The organism is Streptomyces sp. NBC_00989, assembly GCF_045162655.1.
GTDB lineage: Bacteria > Actinomycetota > Actinomycetes > Streptomycetales > Streptomycetaceae > Streptomyces.
In genome coordinates this window covers 10,297,060-10,313,828 of record NZ_CP108728.1, presented here as the reverse complement: position 1 = coordinate 10,313,828, position 16,769 = coordinate 10,297,060, and the positions used below count along the sequence as shown (strand labels likewise).

The following is a 16,769-nucleotide window of genomic DNA, read 5'->3' as shown; positions in this document are numbered from 1 at the left end:
CACCTTGCCGAACACCGATCGACGTCCGGTCGACGCCGGGTGAAAGCTCGGCCGACTCGGCGGCCGAACAGGCTCAGCGCCGCGCGGTTTCCCGTCGCAGGCGGTCACTCACCTCGTACACATGCTGGGCGGCGGCGATGTTGACCTCGGCCCGGTCCGAGCTGAGGGCAGTGAACAGGCGGGCCACCTCCTGGAGGAAGTAGGCCGGGCTGTTCGGATCGTCCTCCGCGCCGGCGACGGCCTCCGACTCTGCGAAGAACCCGACGGCCTCCGCGCTCCGCCCCCGGTCCGCCAGGACGACTGACAGGAGCCGGGCGGACATGAAGAGCGTCACCCGCTCGTCGACGGCGCGCGCACGCCGGATCGCCTCGCGGAGATCGGTTTCCGCCGCCGTCAGATCGCCCCGGATGAAGGCGAGCCAGGCCCGGATGTGCCGGGTCTGCGCCCGCATCGCCGGGTCGTCGCCCAGGTCGGCCGCCGCGACCGCGTGGTCCGTGACGCGTTCCAGTTCCCGCTGATGCGCGGGTCCGGCGAACAGCCCGCTCGACGCGATCACCGACAGCGCGGCGACGACGATCCTCGCGGCGTCCGGGATGTCCCGCAGCACCCGGGAGAACACCGAGACCAGCAGCGTGTGCTCGGCCAGCAGCCAGCAGCGCGCCTCCTCGGCGTCGGCGAACCGCAGTCCGGTCAGGGGCACGGAGAAGAGATGGGTACTGAGCGAACCGGCCTCCTCGGTCGCGTTCATGGCCTGGAACAGGGTGGCCTGGAGGAACATCGTCAGCCGCACCAGCGCCGCCTCGCGGTCCGCGACGGGATCCTCGCGATCGGCACGACGTGCGGCGAACGCCCGTACCAGATCGTGGAATCGGTAGCGGTCCGCCGAGTGCGGTTCGAGCAGACCGGCCTCCACCAGGTGCTCCAGCTGCTCCTCGGTCTCCGGTTCGGGCTGGTCGAGCAGGACCGCCGCGACCGCGACCGGGAAGTCGGCGGCGTCGAGCAGCGCGCACCGGCGCATCGCCCGGGCCTGGGCGGGGGCGAGAGCCCGGTATCCGACCTGGAAGGTGGCCTCCACCGACAGGTCTCCGGCCCGCAGTTCGTCGAGCCGGCGCTCCTCGGCGCGCAGGCGCTCCAACTGCGCGCCGAGCCCGCGTCCGGGACGGGCCGCCGTGCGGGCACCGATGATGCGCAGCGCCAACGGCAACTGCCCGCACGCGTGCACCAGTTCCAGCGCGAGTTCCGGGGCGGCCGCGATCTCGGCGTCGCCGGTGAACCGGCCCAGCATGGCCACCGCCTCGCGCTGGTCCGGCACCGGTACCTCGAAACGCGTCGCGCCCGGCGGTACGAGCGACCGGTGCCGGGTCGTGATCAGCGCGGCGTTGCCGGGTGTGCCCGGGAGCAGCGGGGTCACCTGGGCGGCGTCGGACGCGTTGTCCAGGAGCACCAGGATCCGGCGGTCGGCGGTCAGGGTGCGATAGGCCCCGGCGCGGGCGGTGGGCGTCGCGGGGATCTCGGCGGCGGGCATGCCGAGCGCGAGGAGGAAGTCGACCAACACGTCGGCGGGGTCGGCTGGTTGGCCGCCGTCGCCCCGCAGGTCCACATAGAGCTGCCCGTCCGGATAGTCGCCCCGGATGCCGTGGGCGACGCGCAACGCGAGCGCTGTCTTCCCCACACCGCCGATACCGCTGAGCACCGCGAGCGCGACCGCTTCCCCACTGGGCCGCAACGCGAGCCGGAGCCGCTCCCGCAACCGCTCCCGCCCTACGAAGTCGCCCGGCGCCGGGGGCAGTTGCTGCGGGCGGACACGGACCGGAACCTCCTCTACCCGTGTGGTCGCCAACCGGTCGGCGTCGGGTGCGGCGCTTGATGCGAGGGGCTGTCCCTCTCCCCGGCCTTGGCCGTCCGACCACGTCGCGAGGTCGCCGGGGGCACCGGCAGACGTCGTAGGACTGATCGAGGCAGTGGCACCGAACGGCGGCGGGGCACCGGCGAGTTGTCCTCTGGGACTCGACTGGACGGGCTCGGGTTCGGCGCCGCTGAGGATGCGGGTCTGCAACTCGCGCAGCTCCGGCCCCGGATCCATGCCCAGCTCGGCGACCATGGTCTCGCGGGCCGCGGCGTAGACCGCCAGGGCCTCCGCCGTCCGCCCGGCGTGGTACAGCGCGCGCATGCGCAGCGCGTACAGGTCCTCGCGGAGCGGATGGTCGGCGATCAGGGAGATCAGTTCCGTCGCGACGCGGGCGTGCTCGCCCAGTTCATCGGCGCAACTCAGCTGCGCCACCTGGGCGTTGAGCCGTAGATCGACGAAACGTCCGCGGTGTCGGCGGGCGTAGGGACCGGGTACGCCCGACAGCGGCTCGCCCGACCACAGGGCGAGCGCGGCGTCGAACGCGCGCAGGGCGGGGGCGGTCCGCCGTGCGGCCCGCAGCTCCTCGCCGTCACGGACGAGCCGTTCGAAGCGCAGGGCGTCGACGGCCTGTTCCGGGATGGCGAGCTGGTATCCGCCCTGTGTGGTTTCCAGTCGGGAACGCTCGTCGCCCAGCGAGAGGCGGATGCGGTAGACGTACGTCTGCACCGAGCGCACCGCGTTGCCGGGCGGCACTTCCCACAGCGCGTCGATGAGGTGGTCGAGGCCGCACTGGCGTCCGTCTCCGAGCAGCAGCCTGACCAGGACCGCACGCTGTAGTGGGCTGCCGAGATCCAGGGCACGTCCGCCATGGCGGGCACTCAGTGGCCCCAGCAGCCCGAACTCGTACCCGTCAACCGCTGTCACCACTCGACGGAGTCTAGTGGGCCGGGCGAAACGGAATTCGCGCCGGCGCCGGACGTGACCATGCCCGCCCGGGGATCCGGAAAAGGGGATCCAGGGCGGGCTGTGGTTATGGCTGGTCGTGCTGCTCGTGCCGTACGAGGGGCACGGGTCAGCCGCGGCGCAGCATCATGACGACAGCGACGATGACGATGATGACGACGACGGTGCCCAGACCTATGTACACGGGTTTCTCTTTCCCTCGGGGAGCGGCACCCCTGGGTGCCGCAGAAAGCCGAGTACCCCCTTGGTGGGCGCCGACACGATCGACGGCAAGACCGAGGCGTGTTTCCTGGACCGGCGGAAAAGCCGGAGGAAAGAACCGGAGGAAAGCAAGGGCACCGGCGCTCCCTCTGGCAGCCGGTGCCCCCGTTCCCCTCGGGCCAGTGGCTCAGGTCAGCGGCGGGACGCGCCGCAGCGGACGGCGCGCTCCACCGTGGCGGCCATGGCCTGCTGGCCCTGGGCGTTGGGGTGCGCGGGTGCGGCCGGGGCCGCCGCGACCAGGGGTTCGATCCAGCGCCCGCCGGCCGGCTTGCACATGTCGTGTCCGACCGTCGGGGTGTAGGTGTCGACGTAGCGCGCGCCGTTCGCCGACGCCTGGTCCGCGATCATCGCGTTGAGCTTCTTCTCGGTGTCCCGCAGATAGGCGAAGTCACCGGCGGCGAGCGGTACGGCCGAACCGGTGCAGCCGACCCCGTCGTCCGGGAACAGGTCGGGATAGCCGACCACCACGACCTTGGCGTGCGGAGCCCGCTGCCGTACGGCGTCCAGCGCGGCGGCGATCTTGGGAGCGGTGTCCTCGACGCGCTGTGCCAGCCGGTCGGTGCCGTCGCTCGTGAAGAAGGTCTGGCACGGGTGGCCCGCCGGGTCCTTGGACGTCAGTCCGGCGCAGGTGGCCAGGTTGCTGGAGAAGCCGATGTCGTTGCCGCCGATGGTGAGGGTGACCACGTCCGTGTCGACGCCAAGTGCGTCCAGTTGCGGCGGCTGCGAACCCTGGGGTCCGGCCAGGGCAGTCGTGGTCGCGCCCGAGCAACTCACGTCGGTCAACTGCCAGTTCCTCGCCGCCGCGAGGAGGGACGGGTAGTTCTGGTCGGAGCGCGCGCACGTGGCGTCGACCTGGGTCGGGATGCCGGGGCCGGAGGCGTAGGAATCGCCCAGCGCCACGTAGTTCACCGTGGTGCGCGCGGTGGGTATCGAGGCGCTGGCCGCCGTCGCCCCCGCGGTGGACAGGGCCATCGCGCAACACGCCACCGCGGCGCCGCGCAACAGGCCCCGCCGGCCCGGGGTGTTCTTGGTCTGCTTGGTGTTCAAGTCCATCCATTCATCGGGCCCCCGAAGCACTCGTCGAGTCGCTCAGCCAACAGGCGTCAGGTGAGGGGGCGTTGTGCTGGCCAAACGTCAAACGGTGTGCGGGTCGGGAAGGTTCACTCATTGGTTGTGGCTGCGCCGGAGGTGGGACTCGGCGTAGGCGTGGGCCCGGAAGGCGAGGACGGGGTCGTCGGAGAGCTGGATGCCGGTGGTGACACGGGTGGGGTTGAAGGCCTGTGTGTTCCAGGGGTCCTGGTCGTCGGCGGGTGCGGTGATCTCCAGTCGCCCGGCGGTGAACTCCTCGCGGTGGTCGGGCCAGACGGTGCTGGGATCGTGGGTGGGGTCGTCGGGTTCGGCGAGTTGGATCCGCAGGTCGAACGCCACCGGTGCCCGTTCCAGGCGCTGGTGCAGTTCGTCGGTCAGGTAGTGGGCGGCGCGGGTGGCCGCCTCGTCGGGGGTCAGGGCGGTGCGTCCGGCCTCCGGTTCCCAGCGGTACCGCACGGGCCGCCTGGTGCCGTCCGCGTCGACCCAGATGAAGGCGTGGATGGCCCAGTAGGCGGCGGTGGCATAGCTGACGGGTATGGGCGGCTGCTGCACCACGGCCTCGGCCAGGTGGGGATGGGCACCGACGAACGCGTGCACCCGGGACGGGTCGGGCCGGCGGGTCACGGGGTCGGGGCGCAGTGCCTCGGTCAGCTCCAGGAACTCCCTGGGCGTCGAGGCGACGAACCGCGGGACGGTGAGGGCGACGAGGTCGGTGTCACCGCCGTCGTGCAGGTGGAAGCGGACGGCCATGCCGCGGGTCACCGGGGCGGTGTCGGGGGTGTGCGGATCTCCCTCGGAGTTCGAGAACCGCACGGTCGCCGCGACCGGCCGCGTCTGAAGGTGCGCGGCCGTGGTCAGGGCAGCCGCGACCCCGCTGGGCGTGAAGGTGGCCCGGAATGCGGCCCCCCGTGCACTGGACCGGCGGTATCCGGGATGCCTCCCGCTCATCCGCTCCATGCTGTCGACGACCCGGACAGCCAGGGTCTGATCTGCGGAACTGCTCGACATGTCATTCCTTACAAGCCTGAGAAGACGAACCCGTCACGGAGCCTCGGACGAGCTGTTCGCAGGACTCGTCGCATGCCGTCTACGGGCCGCTCCACGACCCGGTTCACTCGGCGCCGGGAACGCATCGGGCGCACAAGGACATGCCGTCACCGGAACGCATGACGCGTGCGGCGCGGGTACCGGACTCGGCGGATCAGCGATGCCGGCCCGGGCCGTTCAGCACTCCGGTGAAACCGGCAAGCAGGGAAGGGTTGTTGGAGAGCCAGGCCTGCACATGCTCCGCCCCGATCGCGCCGCTGGGACCGGACTTGAAGTAGGCGTCCAGCTTGCCCAGCAGGGCGCCCACCGCACGGCGGGCCAGCGGCTCACGTACCCGGTCGAGCGCCTCGCCGGCGCGGTCCATCCACATCCGCGCGTCGTCGGCCGCCGAGGGGGCGGGCGGGCCGAACGTCGTCACCGCCACCAGGCCCACGGCGGACATCGCCCTGCGGTCGAGCGGCGCCGTAGGGCTGTCCCAGACGTCGGCGAAGATCGTCCGCGCATCCGAGAAGCGACCGCCGTAGAACGCCAGTGTTCCGCGCAGGATGGCTGCCGCGGCGCGCAGGTCGTCCGCGCTCAGTTCGTCCGCGAGCCGGACCACTTCCGCGAGCCGGTTCTCGGCCGTCCCGACCGCTCCCTCCGCGATGTCCAGGCACACGATCCTGAGGGCGGCGTACGCGTACTGACCGCGCGCGCCGATGGAACGGAGGATGCGCGCCGCCTCGGACCAGTGCGCGCGGGCGCGGTCGCGGAGGCCGGCGCTCTCGTCCGCGTCGCCGCGGAGCGTGAGGGCGCACGCCCTGGCGAAGTCGTCTCCGGAGGCGATCGCCGCCGCGACGGCGGCCCGGCCGTGGCCGCGGGCGCCGTCGATGTCGCCGGCCTGGAGGCAGTACGTCGTCCAGTTGGTCAGGAGGATCGCCCGGTCCCAGTGGAACTCGGTGCCCGCCACGCCCTCTTCGGCCCGTACGAAGAGTTCCTCCACGTCGTCCCGTCCGGCCAGCATGGCGTGGAGCGGTTCGTAACAGGGGCCCAGGACCGCGAGGTTGGGGTTCTTCGCCTGGCGCCATGCCGCCTTGAAGCGATCGATGACGTGGCCGCCCTCCACGTACCGGCCGACGACGTGGTTGAGCCAGACAAGCCACGCGAGGGCGTAGAAGAGTGCCTGCTCGTCCCCCTCGGTGAGTTGTGCGGCGGCCCGTTGGCCCTCCGCCGTGTCAAGGGCCCGCACGCTGCGCTGGAGACGGTCGATTCCCTCTTCCTCACGGCCGCTGATGATCCAGTAGCTGCCCCGGCGTGATTCCAGGGACAGGGCCTGAGCTGTTCTCGACCGGGCCATCATGAGGTCCGAGGCCGCCCTGATGTTGGCGGACTCCCCGGTGTGCCGTCTGATCAACTCCCCTTGGCCGATGGGCGCGTTGGCGTCGGTGCAGTCGCGCACGAAACGCAGGGCCCATGCCATGAAGCGTTCCTCCGCCTCGGCGGCCCTTCCTTCGGCCCGGAGCCGGTCGAGGGCGTACTCGCGGACCGTCTCCAGCAGCCGCAGCCGAGTTCCGTCGGGGGTCGAGACGGTGAACAGGAGGGATTTGTCGACCAGTTGGGCCAGCACCTGGAGGATCTCGTGGTGGTCCACCCCGGGGCAGTCAGTCTCGGGAGGGAGCATCGTCGTCTCCGCCAACTCCACGGAACAGCCGCCGACATACAGGGCGAGTTCCGTCAACACCCGCTGCTCGGTGGTGTCGAGGAGTGCGTAGCTCCAGTCGAGGACGGCACGCAGCGTGCGGTGCCGGGCGGGAGCTGTCCGCTTCCCCTTGGCCAGCAGGGTGAAGCGGTTGTCGAGGCGGAGTTCGATCTCGCGTACCGGCAGCAACCGTACGTGTGCGGCGGCGAGTTCGACCGCGAGCGGTAGTCCGTCCAGCCTGCGGCAGAGCGAGCGGATGTCGTGCATCGCCGTCTCGTCGGGGGTGAAGGACGGGTCGATCATGAGGGCGCGGGTGCTGAACAGGTCAGCGGCCTCGGCGTCGGGCATCGGTACCAGGGGATACAGCGTCTCGCCCGCAACTGCCAGTGGGGCTCTGCTGGTTGCCAGGACGGTGAGCGCGGGGCAGCGGCCGAGCAGGACCGCCACGAGCGGGGCGACCGCGTCGAGCAGGTGCTCACAGTTGTCGAGCACGAGCATCGCCCGACGCCCGGCGAGGAACGAGGTGAGCCGGTGCACATAGTCGTGCGGTGGTTGGTCCGGCCGGACCGACGCGTCCGACAGACCCAGGGCCCCGGCGATCGCCGCGAGGACACCCGCGCCGTCGGCCGACACCAGATCGACCCACCACACCCCGTCGCACGAGGACTGCATCAGCAGGCACGCCTCGAGCGCGAGGCGGGTCTTGCCGACACCACCGGTTCCTACGACGGTCACCAGCCGCTCGCGGTCGAGGGCCGCGCGCAGCCCGTCGAGTTCCTCACCGCGGCCGACGAACGGGCCGAGGGGATGGTCGGGACCGCCGTCACCGGGCGCCGGGCGGGAAGCGGCGGGGGCCGGGGACAGTCGTACGGTGTCCGCGGGCGCCGTGCCGGGACGTGGATCGCCCGCCAGTATCGCGTCGTGCAGGGAGCGCAGTTCGGGGGAAGGGTCGGCGCCCAGCTCGGATCTCAGGAGTCCGCGGCCCGATTCGTACACGTCCAGCGCCTCGGCGTTCCGCCCGCAGCGGTGGAGCGCGAGCATCAGCCGTGCCCGGGACCGTTCGCGCAGCGGCGCGGCGGACACGAGCGCGGTCAGTTCGGGGACCAGCTCCGCCGCGCGGCCGAGTTCGAGACCCGCGGCACCGGCGTCCTCCTGCGCGCCCAGGCGCAGTTCCTCGAGGCGCAGCCGTTCGGCGTCGAAGACCCGGCCCTTGAGGTCGTCCAGCGCGCGGCCCCGCCACAGCGCGAGTCCCTGCCGTAGGACGCCTTCGGCCTGTCGGTACGCCCCCGCCGCCAGGTGTTCGCGTCCCTCGCGGACCGTCGCCTCGAAGCGGACCGTGTCGAGCTGGTCCTCCGGTCCCAGGACGAACCGGTATCCCCCGTGCTGCGACTGGAGCCGCCCGTCCCGGCCCCGCTTCGCGAGCGCCGCGCGCAGTTTCGTCACCTGGACCTGAAGGGCGTTGACCGGGTCCTTCGCCTCGTGTTCCTCCCACAGTTCGTCGATGAGGGTGTCGCGGTGCACGACCGCTCCCCCGGCCAGCAGCAGCCGGCCGACGATCGCGCGGGAGACGGCGCCAGGAAGGGTGACGGCACCGCTCCCGTCCGCCAACTCCAGGCGGCCGAGCAGTCGGAGGTGCAGGGCGTCGTCACTCATGTGTCAGCCTTCATCGGCGGTTCCGATGCCCGAAACCTGGATTCCCCATCTGGATTCCGAGCATGCCCATGACCGTACGAGGCAGGCGGTGGTTACCCGCAAGGGACACTAGTACCCATTGGGTACTGTTGCCGTATGACCAAGACATCGGGCCTCTGCGACGACCCCAAGAGCGTCTACTCCGCGGCCTGCCCCTGCCGCGACATGCTGGATCTCCTCGCCAACAAGTGGAGCGCCCTCGCGCTGGGCGCCCTTGAGGACGGGCCACGGCGCTTCGGAGCACTGCGCGGCCGGCTCCAGGGCGTGAGCCCCAAGGTCCTCACCCAGACACTGCGCCGCCTGGAGGACTACGGCCTGATCGACCGTCGGATCTACGCGGAGGTGCCGCCCCGCGTCGAATACAGCCTCACCCCGCTCGGCAGGGACGCCTGCGCCCCGCTCTCCCATCTGCGCAGCTGGGTGGAGCAGAACATCGACCGGTTCCCGGAATCCGCCTGATCGCGCGACACGCGGGGCTCCTCCCACCCTCCTCACCTCGATGGTTTCTTTTGGGAAGCAGGCTCCCTTGATGGTTACTACCTCCCGATAGGTACCTTGCGGGTCGTGGCCGCCGATCATCGTCGGCCCACCGTACGAGTCGAGGAGATCCCTGATGAGTGAGGCCTGGAAGACGTCGACGATGCCCGCCGTCGCGTATCGCAAGAGCCTGCCGGTCGATGAAGCCGAGAGCCTGGTGGACGTCGAACTGCCGGTGCAGCAGCCGGGTCCGCACGATCTGCTGGTCCAGGTGGAGGCCGTCGCGGTCAACCCCGTGGACTACAAGGTCCGGCAGAGCAACGACCCGGGCGGTGAGCTCAAGGTGCTGGGCTGGGACGCCGCCGGCACGGTCGTCGCGGTCGGTGAGCAGGTGGAGCTGTTCGAGGTCGGCGACGAGGTCTTCTACGCCGGCGCGATCGACCGGCCGGGCACCAACTCGCGCTTCCACACCGTCGACGAGCGCATCGTCGGCCGCAAGCCCGCCACTCTCTCCTTCGGCGAGGCGGCGGCGCTGCCGCTGACCTCCCTCACCGCCTGGGAGGGGCTGTTCGAACGTCTCGGTCTGCGCGAGGGCGCTTCGGAGGAGACCGGCACACTGCTGGTGACCGCTGCGGCGGGTGGCGTCGGGGCCATGGTGGCTCAGCTGGCCCGGGCCCTCACCGGACTGACCGTGATCGGCACCGCGTCCCGCCCGGAGACCGTCGAGTTCGCCCGCCGTATGGGCGTGACACATGTGGTCGACCACCATCGTCCGCTGCCGGCGCAGGTGGCCGAGGTGGCGCCCGGCGGGGTCGACCACATCTTCGGCACCGCCGGTACGGACCGGAACCTCGCCGCGTACGCCGACATGCTGAAGCCGTTCGGCGGGCTGCTGGCCATCGACGACTTCGGCCCCGTGGAGATCGGCCTGCTGAAGGCGAAGAGCATCTCCTTCCACTGGGAACTCATGTTCACGCGCTCGCTGTTCGGGACCCCGGACCAGGTGACGCAGCACCACATCCTGAACCGGATCGCCGACCTCGTGGACGCGGGCGCGCTGCGGACCACGGCCACCCAGGACCTCGGCACGATCAACGCCGCGCATCTGCGCGAGGCCCATCGCATCCTCGAGTCCGGCAGCACCATCGGCAAGGTGACGCTCACCGGATTCTGATCCTGCCGTGAACCTCCTTCTCCTCCGCCCCGTTTACAGGGCGGACTAGGACCAGACCTTCTCGTAACCATCGAAAGGTGATGGGCATGCAATTGACGAGGTTCACGACGGAACAGCGAATTGGCCATCTGCTCAGCTGGGCGAACGAATGGATCGGAACGACGCGCGGGCGAAGTATGTGGGCGTACTCCCTGAGTCTGGGGGGTTCTCATGCGCTTCTCAACGATTGGGTCAACAACGAACGGCTCATGAATCGCCTCACTCCGGAAGAGCGGAGCGCGGTGGAGGAAGCACGCCGTCGGGCGACTCGGCGTGAGACCGCCGCGAAATCTCCGGATCGGGTGACTCAGTAGCCGGGGGTACCCGTCCGCCGGCTACCGGTCGGGCCGTGTGCCGAGGAAGGGAGCGCCGAGCTTGTCGGCGCTCCCTCTCCGCGTTCCGGGCACCGCGGCGGGGCGGCGGCCTGCGCGCTCCTCAGCGCCGTCGACCGCTCACGGCGTGTACCCCCGCTCGGCCAGCGCGGCCCGCAGCGCCCTGAGGGCGAGGTGTGTCCGGGACTTGACCGTGCCCGGCGGTATGCCCAGCGTCTGTGCCGTCCGGGCCACGGACTGGTCCAGGAACTCGACGTGGACGAGGATCTCGCGGTGCTGCAACGTCAGGTCCGCCAGGGCTTCGCGCACGATCTTCTTGGTGAGGGCCGGATCCATGGACTCAGGACCGGGCATGTCGTTCAGCGCGGTGTCGACCGTCTCCGGCGGTCGGGCCTTCCGGGCGCGGTAGCCGTCGATGACGAGGTTGCGGACGACCGTGACGAGCCACGGCCGGATGCCCTCGGGATCGAGGATGTCGGCGTTCTGCCAGGCCCGCAGGACGGCCTCCTGGACCAGGTCCTGGGCCTGATGGCTGTCGCCCCAGAGCAGTCCGGTGGTCACTCTGAGCAGGAACACACCGTGCTTGTCGTAGACGGCGCGGATGAACGCCTCGTCGCGCGCCCGGTCACGGGCGTCGCCGGGCCCGCCCGGCCGTGCGTCCCGGATCGCTGTGCTGTGCCTCATTGCCACGTTCCCCCGATGCGCCGCGGGTCGTTTCACGGCGCGCCAATTCGTTGAAAGCTGAACGGGGAAACCTTCGGGGTTACCTCTTGCCCGCGGCTTGATGTCCGCTTGCCTGGCCTGTACCTGCGAGGACAGCCGGAGGAAAGGCGCAGGAAAGCGCCCGCCGCGCGGGGCTCCGTGGGATGGAGCCCCGGGCGCCGGGGACACTCAGGAGCTGTTCACTCCCGGTCGGAGGTCCGGGCCAGGGCGGCTCGGACCGCTGCTTCCCGCAGTGCGGGGAGCCTGCCGGACCAGTTGCCCAGCATGTCCTCCGCGGGCAGTCGCCGGACAGCGGCGAGAGCGGCGCGGACCTCGTCCACGTCGCCCGCGCACGCCGGGCACTCCCGTACGTGCCTGTCGACGAGTACGGCTTCTCCGGGATCGAGGGCTGCCATGGCATAGGCGGCCAGTCGGGTTCTCTCCTGCTCGCATTTCACCGTGCGGTCTCCTGGAATCACGTCGGTATTCCGGCGGCTCGGCTGCTCCACGACTCGACGGCTCTGCGCCGGCGTACCGGCGGAGTCCTATTGCGGAGCGACGTTGTGGTTGCTGACCCGGAACAGGTTGCGCGGATCGTAGTGCCGCTTCAGGGCGCGCAGCCGCTCCAGGTCGTCGGCGGTGAACACGTCCTCCGCCCGGTCGTCACGGCCGGCGAAGTTCGTGTACGCGAGACCCGTGGACCAGGGGCGAAGTCGCTCCACCATGCCGCCGAGCATGGCCATACCGGCGTCGACGACCTCCGGCGGTCCGACGGTCGCTCCCCACACGTTGAACCCGGCGTCCCGGGCGGCGACGGGGCTCGCCGCGGCCGGCCGATCCGCCAGCGCCCCGCCGAGCTGCCTGATCTCCAGGACCGTGACGAGTCCGCCGGCCGCCAACTGGGCGCTCTCCACAAGGGATTCGACGGCCTGGGCCGGCAACTCGGCCAGCAGGGCGCCCTGTTCCTCGTACGGGAAGGGGTCGGCCGGGTCGGTGTGCACGAGGGCGAACGCGCCGTAGGGATGGCGGCCGATCGTGTCGATCACTCCCTCGCCGATGGCACGGAAGGGCGCGATGAGCTTCTCGGCGTCCTCGTCGGAGCCGAGGTGGGTCACCCGGACGTGGGCGAGGAACCGGCCGCGCAGCGGTTCGGGGATCTCCGGGACCGGCGGGAAGTTGAGCAGTGCCACGGAGCAGGTGAAGGCGTCGGGCGCGTCGCGGACCACCTCGGGGAAGGCGCGGACCACGGCCTCGACGTGCTCGGCGGGGAAGTAGATCCCGCCGCCGTAGAAGGAGGTCACGGGGAAGAGCCCGATCTCCAGCTCGGTCACGATCCCGAAGTTGCTGCGTCCGCCGCGCAGGCCCCAGAACAGCTCCGGTTCCACCTCCGCGGTGACGCGACGCAGCTCACCGTCCGGCGTGACGACCTCGATCGCCACGACGTGGTCGGCGGCCCAGCCGTAGGACCGGCCCAGGAACGGGCTGAGTCCACCGCCGAGGGTGAAGCCCACGACTCCCACCAGCGGACTGGACCCGTTGAGCGGTGCCAGCCCTTCCTCCTGAGCGGGCTCCACGACGTCCGACCAGACGGCGCCCGCGCCCACCCGGGCCACACCACGCTCGGTGTCGATCTCGACCGTACGCATCGCACGCGTCGTGACGAGGAGGAAGTCGTCCGTGGCGGGGAACGGCTGGTGCCCGGTGGCCATGACCCCGACGGGTATGTCCCGCGCGGCGGCGAAAGCGACCGCGGCCCGCACATCGGCGGCGCCGGCCGCCGTGACGACCAGGCAGGGCCGTTGCTGCGAGCGCAGGTTGAATCCCGCGACCGCCTCCCCGTAGCCCGCGTCGTCCGGGGCGAACACGGATCCCTCGATCCGGTCGGCCAGTTCGGCGACGGTGTCCTCTCCGAGAACGATCCGCCCCTGGTACTCGGTCATGGTGCTGTGCTTTTCGTCGGAGAACCGGCCCTGTCCGACGGTCACTTGGGAGAGCAGGAGGGAACGACTCCGCGGCGTGGTACGACATGGCGGCGGAGGCGGTCCCGGGTGACCAGGTGCCGTCTGGTCGCTGCTACGGCGCGCACCCCGAAGAGGTTCACGGTCCGCGTACGGCCCGTCGCCGGGCGCGGCCGGGGCGGTCAGCTGAAGGCGGCCAGCACGGAAGGGCTGTCCGAGAGCCAGTCGCACTCCCGGTCCGTCCGGGCCGGCCCGTTCGCGTGGGCCCGATGGTGGGCGTCCAGCCTGTCCAGCAGCACGCCCACCGCGTGCCGGGCGAGCGGTTCCAGCAGTCCGGCGTGCGTCCGGCGCCCCCGGTCGATCCAGGCCCGCGCGTCGTCCGGGGCGGTCGGGCTCGGCGGACCGAACGTCGCGACGACCGCCAGACCGACGGCCGAGACCGCTCTGCGGTCGGGCGGCGCTCCCGGACAGCGCCAGACCCCGCGGAAGAGTCTCGCCGCGTCCGCGAAGCGACCGCCGCGGACCGCCAGCACTCCGCGCAGGTTGGCCACGGCCGCCTGGAGATCGTCCGCGCCCAGTTCGTCCGCGAGCCGGCTCACGTCCATGAGCCGCTCCTCAGCCAGGGCGAACTCCCCCTCGGTGATGTCCAGACAGACCAGCCTGAGCAGTACGTACGCCCAGCGGGTGCGCGCCCCGACGGCACGGAGGATCCGGGCCGCTTCCACCCACTGCTCACGGGCCCGGGCGCGCAGGCCGTCGCTCTCGTCCGCGTCGCCGCAGAGGGTGAGGGAGAAGACCCGGGCGAAGTCGTCGTCGGCCGCGCGCGACGCGGCCACGGCGATCAGCCCGTGGCGGCGGGCCCCCTCGACGTCCCCGTGCTGAAGGCAGTAGGTCGACCAGTTCGTCTGCAGGACCGCCCGGTCCCAGTGGAACTCCGTGTCCACCACGGCGGCCTCCCCCACGGCGAAGCGCTCCTCCACGTCGTCGTGTCCGTTGAGCAACGCGTGGAGCGCGTCGTAGCAGAGGCCCAGGACGGCGAGGTCGGGGTTCTTCGCGTGCTGCCACGCCTCCTTGTGCCTGTCCACATAGGAACTGGCTTCCGTGTGGTGTCCGGCAACATGGTGGAGCCAGGTGAGCCAGGCGATCGTGTAGAACAGCGCCCACTCGTCCTCCTCGGTGGGCCCCCGCGGTCCGCTGTCCCGCCGTCGCGTCGTAGGCCTGCAGACCGCGTTGGAGCCGGTCGATGCCCTCTTCCTCACAGCCGCTGATGAACCAGAAGTAGCCCAGCCGCGCCTCCAGCAGCAGGGCCTCGGCCGGCCGGGACCTGGCCGTCATCAGGTCCGATGCCGCCCGGATGTTGGCGGACTCCTCGGTGAGCCGCCTGGCCCAGTCCCGCTGGTCACGGGACGAGAGTCCCGCGCTGCCGTCACGGACGAAGCGTGCCGCCCACGTCATGAGGCGCTCTTCGGCCTCCGACGCCCGGCCCTCCTCGCGGAGCCGGGTAAGCGCGTACGCGCGGACCGTCTCCAGCATCCGCAGCCGGTTCCCGTCGGGTGTGGAGACGGGGACGAGCAGGGACTTGTCGACCAACTGCCCCAGTACGTGGAGCAGTTCGGCGCTGTCCGCCCCGGGCAACGGCACGGCCGCTTCCAGAAGTCCGAGCGAGCAGCCGCCCACGTACAGGGCGAGTTCCGTCAGCAGCCGCTGTTCGGTGGTGTCGAGGAGGGCGTAGCTCCAGTCGAGGACGGCGCGCAGGGTGCGGTGTCTGGCCGGTGCGGTGCGCTCCCCCTTGGTCAGCAGGGTGAAGCGGTTGTCGAGGCGGGCCTCGATCTCACGGACGGTCAGCAACCGGACGTGCGCGGCGGCGAGTTCCACCGCCAGCGGCAGTCCGTCGAGCCTGCGGCAGAGGCGGCGGATGTCGCGCAGCGCCGACTCGTCCGGGGCGAAGGACGGGTCGATCATGGCGGCGCGGGTGCCGAACAGGTCCGCGGCGTCCTCGTCCGGCATCGGCGCCAGGGGGTGCAGCACCTCGGCCGGGACCTCCAGCGGTGACCTGCTGGTGGTCAGGACGGTCAGGGAGGGACACCGTCCCAGCAGCGTCGCCACGAGCGGGGCGACGGCGTCGAGCAGGTGCTCGCAGTTGTCGAGCGCGAGCACGGCCGACCGTCCGGCCAGGAACGAGGTGATCCGGTGCACGTAGTCGTGCGGCGGCTGGTCCGGCCGGACGGAGGTGTCGGACAGTCCCAGCGCGGAGGCGACCACCGCGAGCACGTTCGCGTCGTCGGCCGGGGCAAGATCGACCCACCGGACGGTGCCGCGCGACGGCTGGACCAGTGCGCACACCTCCAGCGCCAGGCGCGTCTTGCCGACGCCTCCCGGTCCCAGCACGGTCACCAGCCGCTCCCGGTCGAGGACCTCGCACAGCGCGATCAGTTCCTTGCGCCTCCCGACGAACGGGCCGAGCGGCCGGCTCAGGTTGCCTTCGCCGGCCGCCGGCCGGACATCCGTGCGCGGCGAGGACAGCCGGCCGGACAGGGAGACCGGCCCTTGGAGGGACAGGTCGCGCCCCTGGGGAGCCGGTTCGTGCCCGTGGAGCGACGGATCGTGGCGGAGTATCGCGGCGTGCAGGGAGCTCAGCTCCTGCGAGGGGGCGACACCGAGTTCGGACTTCAGCAGCCGACGGCCCGTGTCGTAGACCTCCAGGGCTTCCGCGAACCGCCCGCAGCGATACAGCGCGAGCATGAGACGGGCCCGGGACCGCTCGCGGAGCGGTGCGAGGGACAACAGGGCCCGCAGTTCCGGGATCAGCTCCTTCGCGCGACCGAGTTCGAGGCCCGCGGCGGCGGCGTCCTCCAGCGCGCCCAGCCGCAGATCCTCCAGGCGGGTCCGCTCGGTCTCGAAGGCCCGTCCCTCCAGGCCGTCCAGGGCGCGGCCCCGCCACATCGACAGCCCCCGCCGCAGCTCGCTCTCGGCCTTCTCGTACTCCGCGGCCGCCAGCTGCTCACGGCCCTGCCGGACCGCGGCCTCGAAGTCGGGTACGTCGATCTCGTCGTCCGGACCCAGGGCGATCCGGTAGCCGCCGTGGCCGAAGAGCAGGCGGGCGTCCTCGCCGCGCGCGGCGAAGGCGGCGCGCAGCTTGGCCATCTGGACCTGGAGCGCGCCGACCGGGTTCTTGGTCCCGCGCTCCTCCCACAGCTCCTCGACGAGGGTGTCGCGCTGCACGACCGCCCCGTGGGCGAGCAGCAGCCGTCCCACGATCGCCCGGGACACCGCGCCGGGAGGGACGACCGCGCCGTGGGCGGTCACCAGCTCCAGTCGGCCGAGCAGTCGAAAACGCATGCCCGCCATCCTGCCGTGGCCGGCCGAAAGCCCCGAGGGGCTTGTCGGCGCGTCGCGGGGTGAGCTGCCCGGGTCGACGCCCCCGCCGTGAACCAAGTCGTCGGACGCCCCGTAGCCGTCAACGTTCGCCGAATTCGGCAGGGCACTTCGACATGGCACGAGGAGCGGA

Annotated in this window: 11 protein-coding genes; 2 read left to right on the top strand and 9 right to left on the bottom strand. The window is 71.4% G+C overall.

The window, feature by feature from the left end; genetic code table 11:
• Positions 1-73: 73 nt before the first annotated feature.
• The 4 genes from OG714_RS46410 to OG714_RS46395 all read right to left on the bottom strand — a co-directional run bounded on the left by OG714_RS46410 (position 74) and on the right by OG714_RS46395 (position 8,540).
• Positions 74-2,776: a BTAD domain-containing putative transcriptional regulator gene (locus OG714_RS46410; RefSeq protein WP_406130301.1), complete on the bottom strand. Its 2,703-nt coding sequence runs from the start codon at positions 2,774-2,776 to the stop codon at positions 74-76.
• Between the two features lie 429 nt (positions 2,777-3,205).
• Positions 3,206-4,126: an SGNH/GDSL hydrolase family protein gene (locus tag OG714_RS46405; RefSeq protein WP_406130300.1), complete on the bottom strand. Its 921-nt coding sequence runs from the start codon at positions 4,124-4,126 to the stop codon at positions 3,206-3,208.
• Positions 4,127-4,237: 111 nt separating this feature from the next.
• Positions 4,238-5,170, bottom strand: coding sequence for a catalase family peroxidase (locus OG714_RS46400; RefSeq protein WP_406130298.1), 933 nt, complete (start codon positions 5,168-5,170; stop codon positions 4,238-4,240).
• 193 nt (positions 5,171-5,363) lie between these two features.
• Entirely contained in the window at positions 5,364-8,540 is a 3,177-nt protein-coding gene (locus OG714_RS46395) for an AfsR/SARP family transcriptional regulator (RefSeq protein WP_406130296.1), read from the bottom strand.
• Positions 8,541-8,744: 204 nt separating this feature from the next.
• Between OG714_RS46395 and OG714_RS46390 the strand changes: the two genes are divergently transcribed.
• Positions 8,745-9,038 carry a winged helix-turn-helix transcriptional regulator gene (locus OG714_RS46390; protein ID WP_406132176.1) on the top strand — a complete coding sequence of 98 codons (294 nt, stop codon included), beginning with the start codon at positions 8,745-8,747 and terminating at the stop codon, positions 9,036-9,038.
• A 181-nt stretch (positions 9,039-9,219) separates the two neighbouring features.
• Positions 9,220-10,230, top strand: coding sequence for a zinc-binding alcohol dehydrogenase family protein (locus OG714_RS46385; protein ID WP_406132174.1), 1,011 nt, complete (start codon positions 9,220-9,222; stop codon positions 10,228-10,230).
• 491 nt (positions 10,231-10,721) lie between these two features.
• Here OG714_RS46385 and OG714_RS46380 read toward each other — a convergent pair whose 3' ends face one another.
• The 5 genes from OG714_RS46380 to OG714_RS46360 form a co-directional block, all read right to left on the bottom strand.
• Positions 10,722-11,285 carry a sigma-70 family RNA polymerase sigma factor gene (locus OG714_RS46380; RefSeq protein WP_406130294.1) on the bottom strand — a complete coding sequence of 188 codons (564 nt, stop codon included), beginning with the start codon at positions 11,283-11,285 and terminating at the stop codon, positions 10,722-10,724.
• Positions 11,286-11,503: 218 nt separating this feature from the next.
• A complete protein-coding gene (locus OG714_RS46375; protein ID WP_406130293.1) occupies positions 11,504-11,761 on the bottom strand; it encodes an anti-sigma factor family protein in 258 nt (85 codons plus the stop codon).
• An 87-nt stretch (positions 11,762-11,848) separates the two neighbouring features.
• Positions 11,849-13,288: an FAD-binding oxidoreductase gene (locus OG714_RS46370; RefSeq protein WP_406130291.1), complete on the bottom strand. Its 1,440-nt coding sequence runs from the start codon at positions 13,286-13,288 to the stop codon at positions 11,849-11,851.
• 155 nt (positions 13,289-13,443) lie between these two features.
• The gene (locus OG714_RS46365; RefSeq protein WP_406130290.1) at positions 13,444-14,097 is read right to left on the bottom strand and encodes a hypothetical protein; all 654 of its coding nucleotides are present in this window, start codon (positions 14,095-14,097) and stop codon (positions 13,444-13,446) included.
• The gene (locus tag OG714_RS46360; RefSeq protein WP_406130288.1) at positions 13,994-16,600 is read right to left on the bottom strand and encodes an AfsR/SARP family transcriptional regulator; all 2,607 of its coding nucleotides are present in this window, start codon (positions 16,598-16,600) and stop codon (positions 13,994-13,996) included. The genes OG714_RS46365 and OG714_RS46360 overlap by 104 nt, the downstream gene beginning before the upstream one ends.
• Positions 16,601-16,769 lie beyond the last annotated feature (169 nt).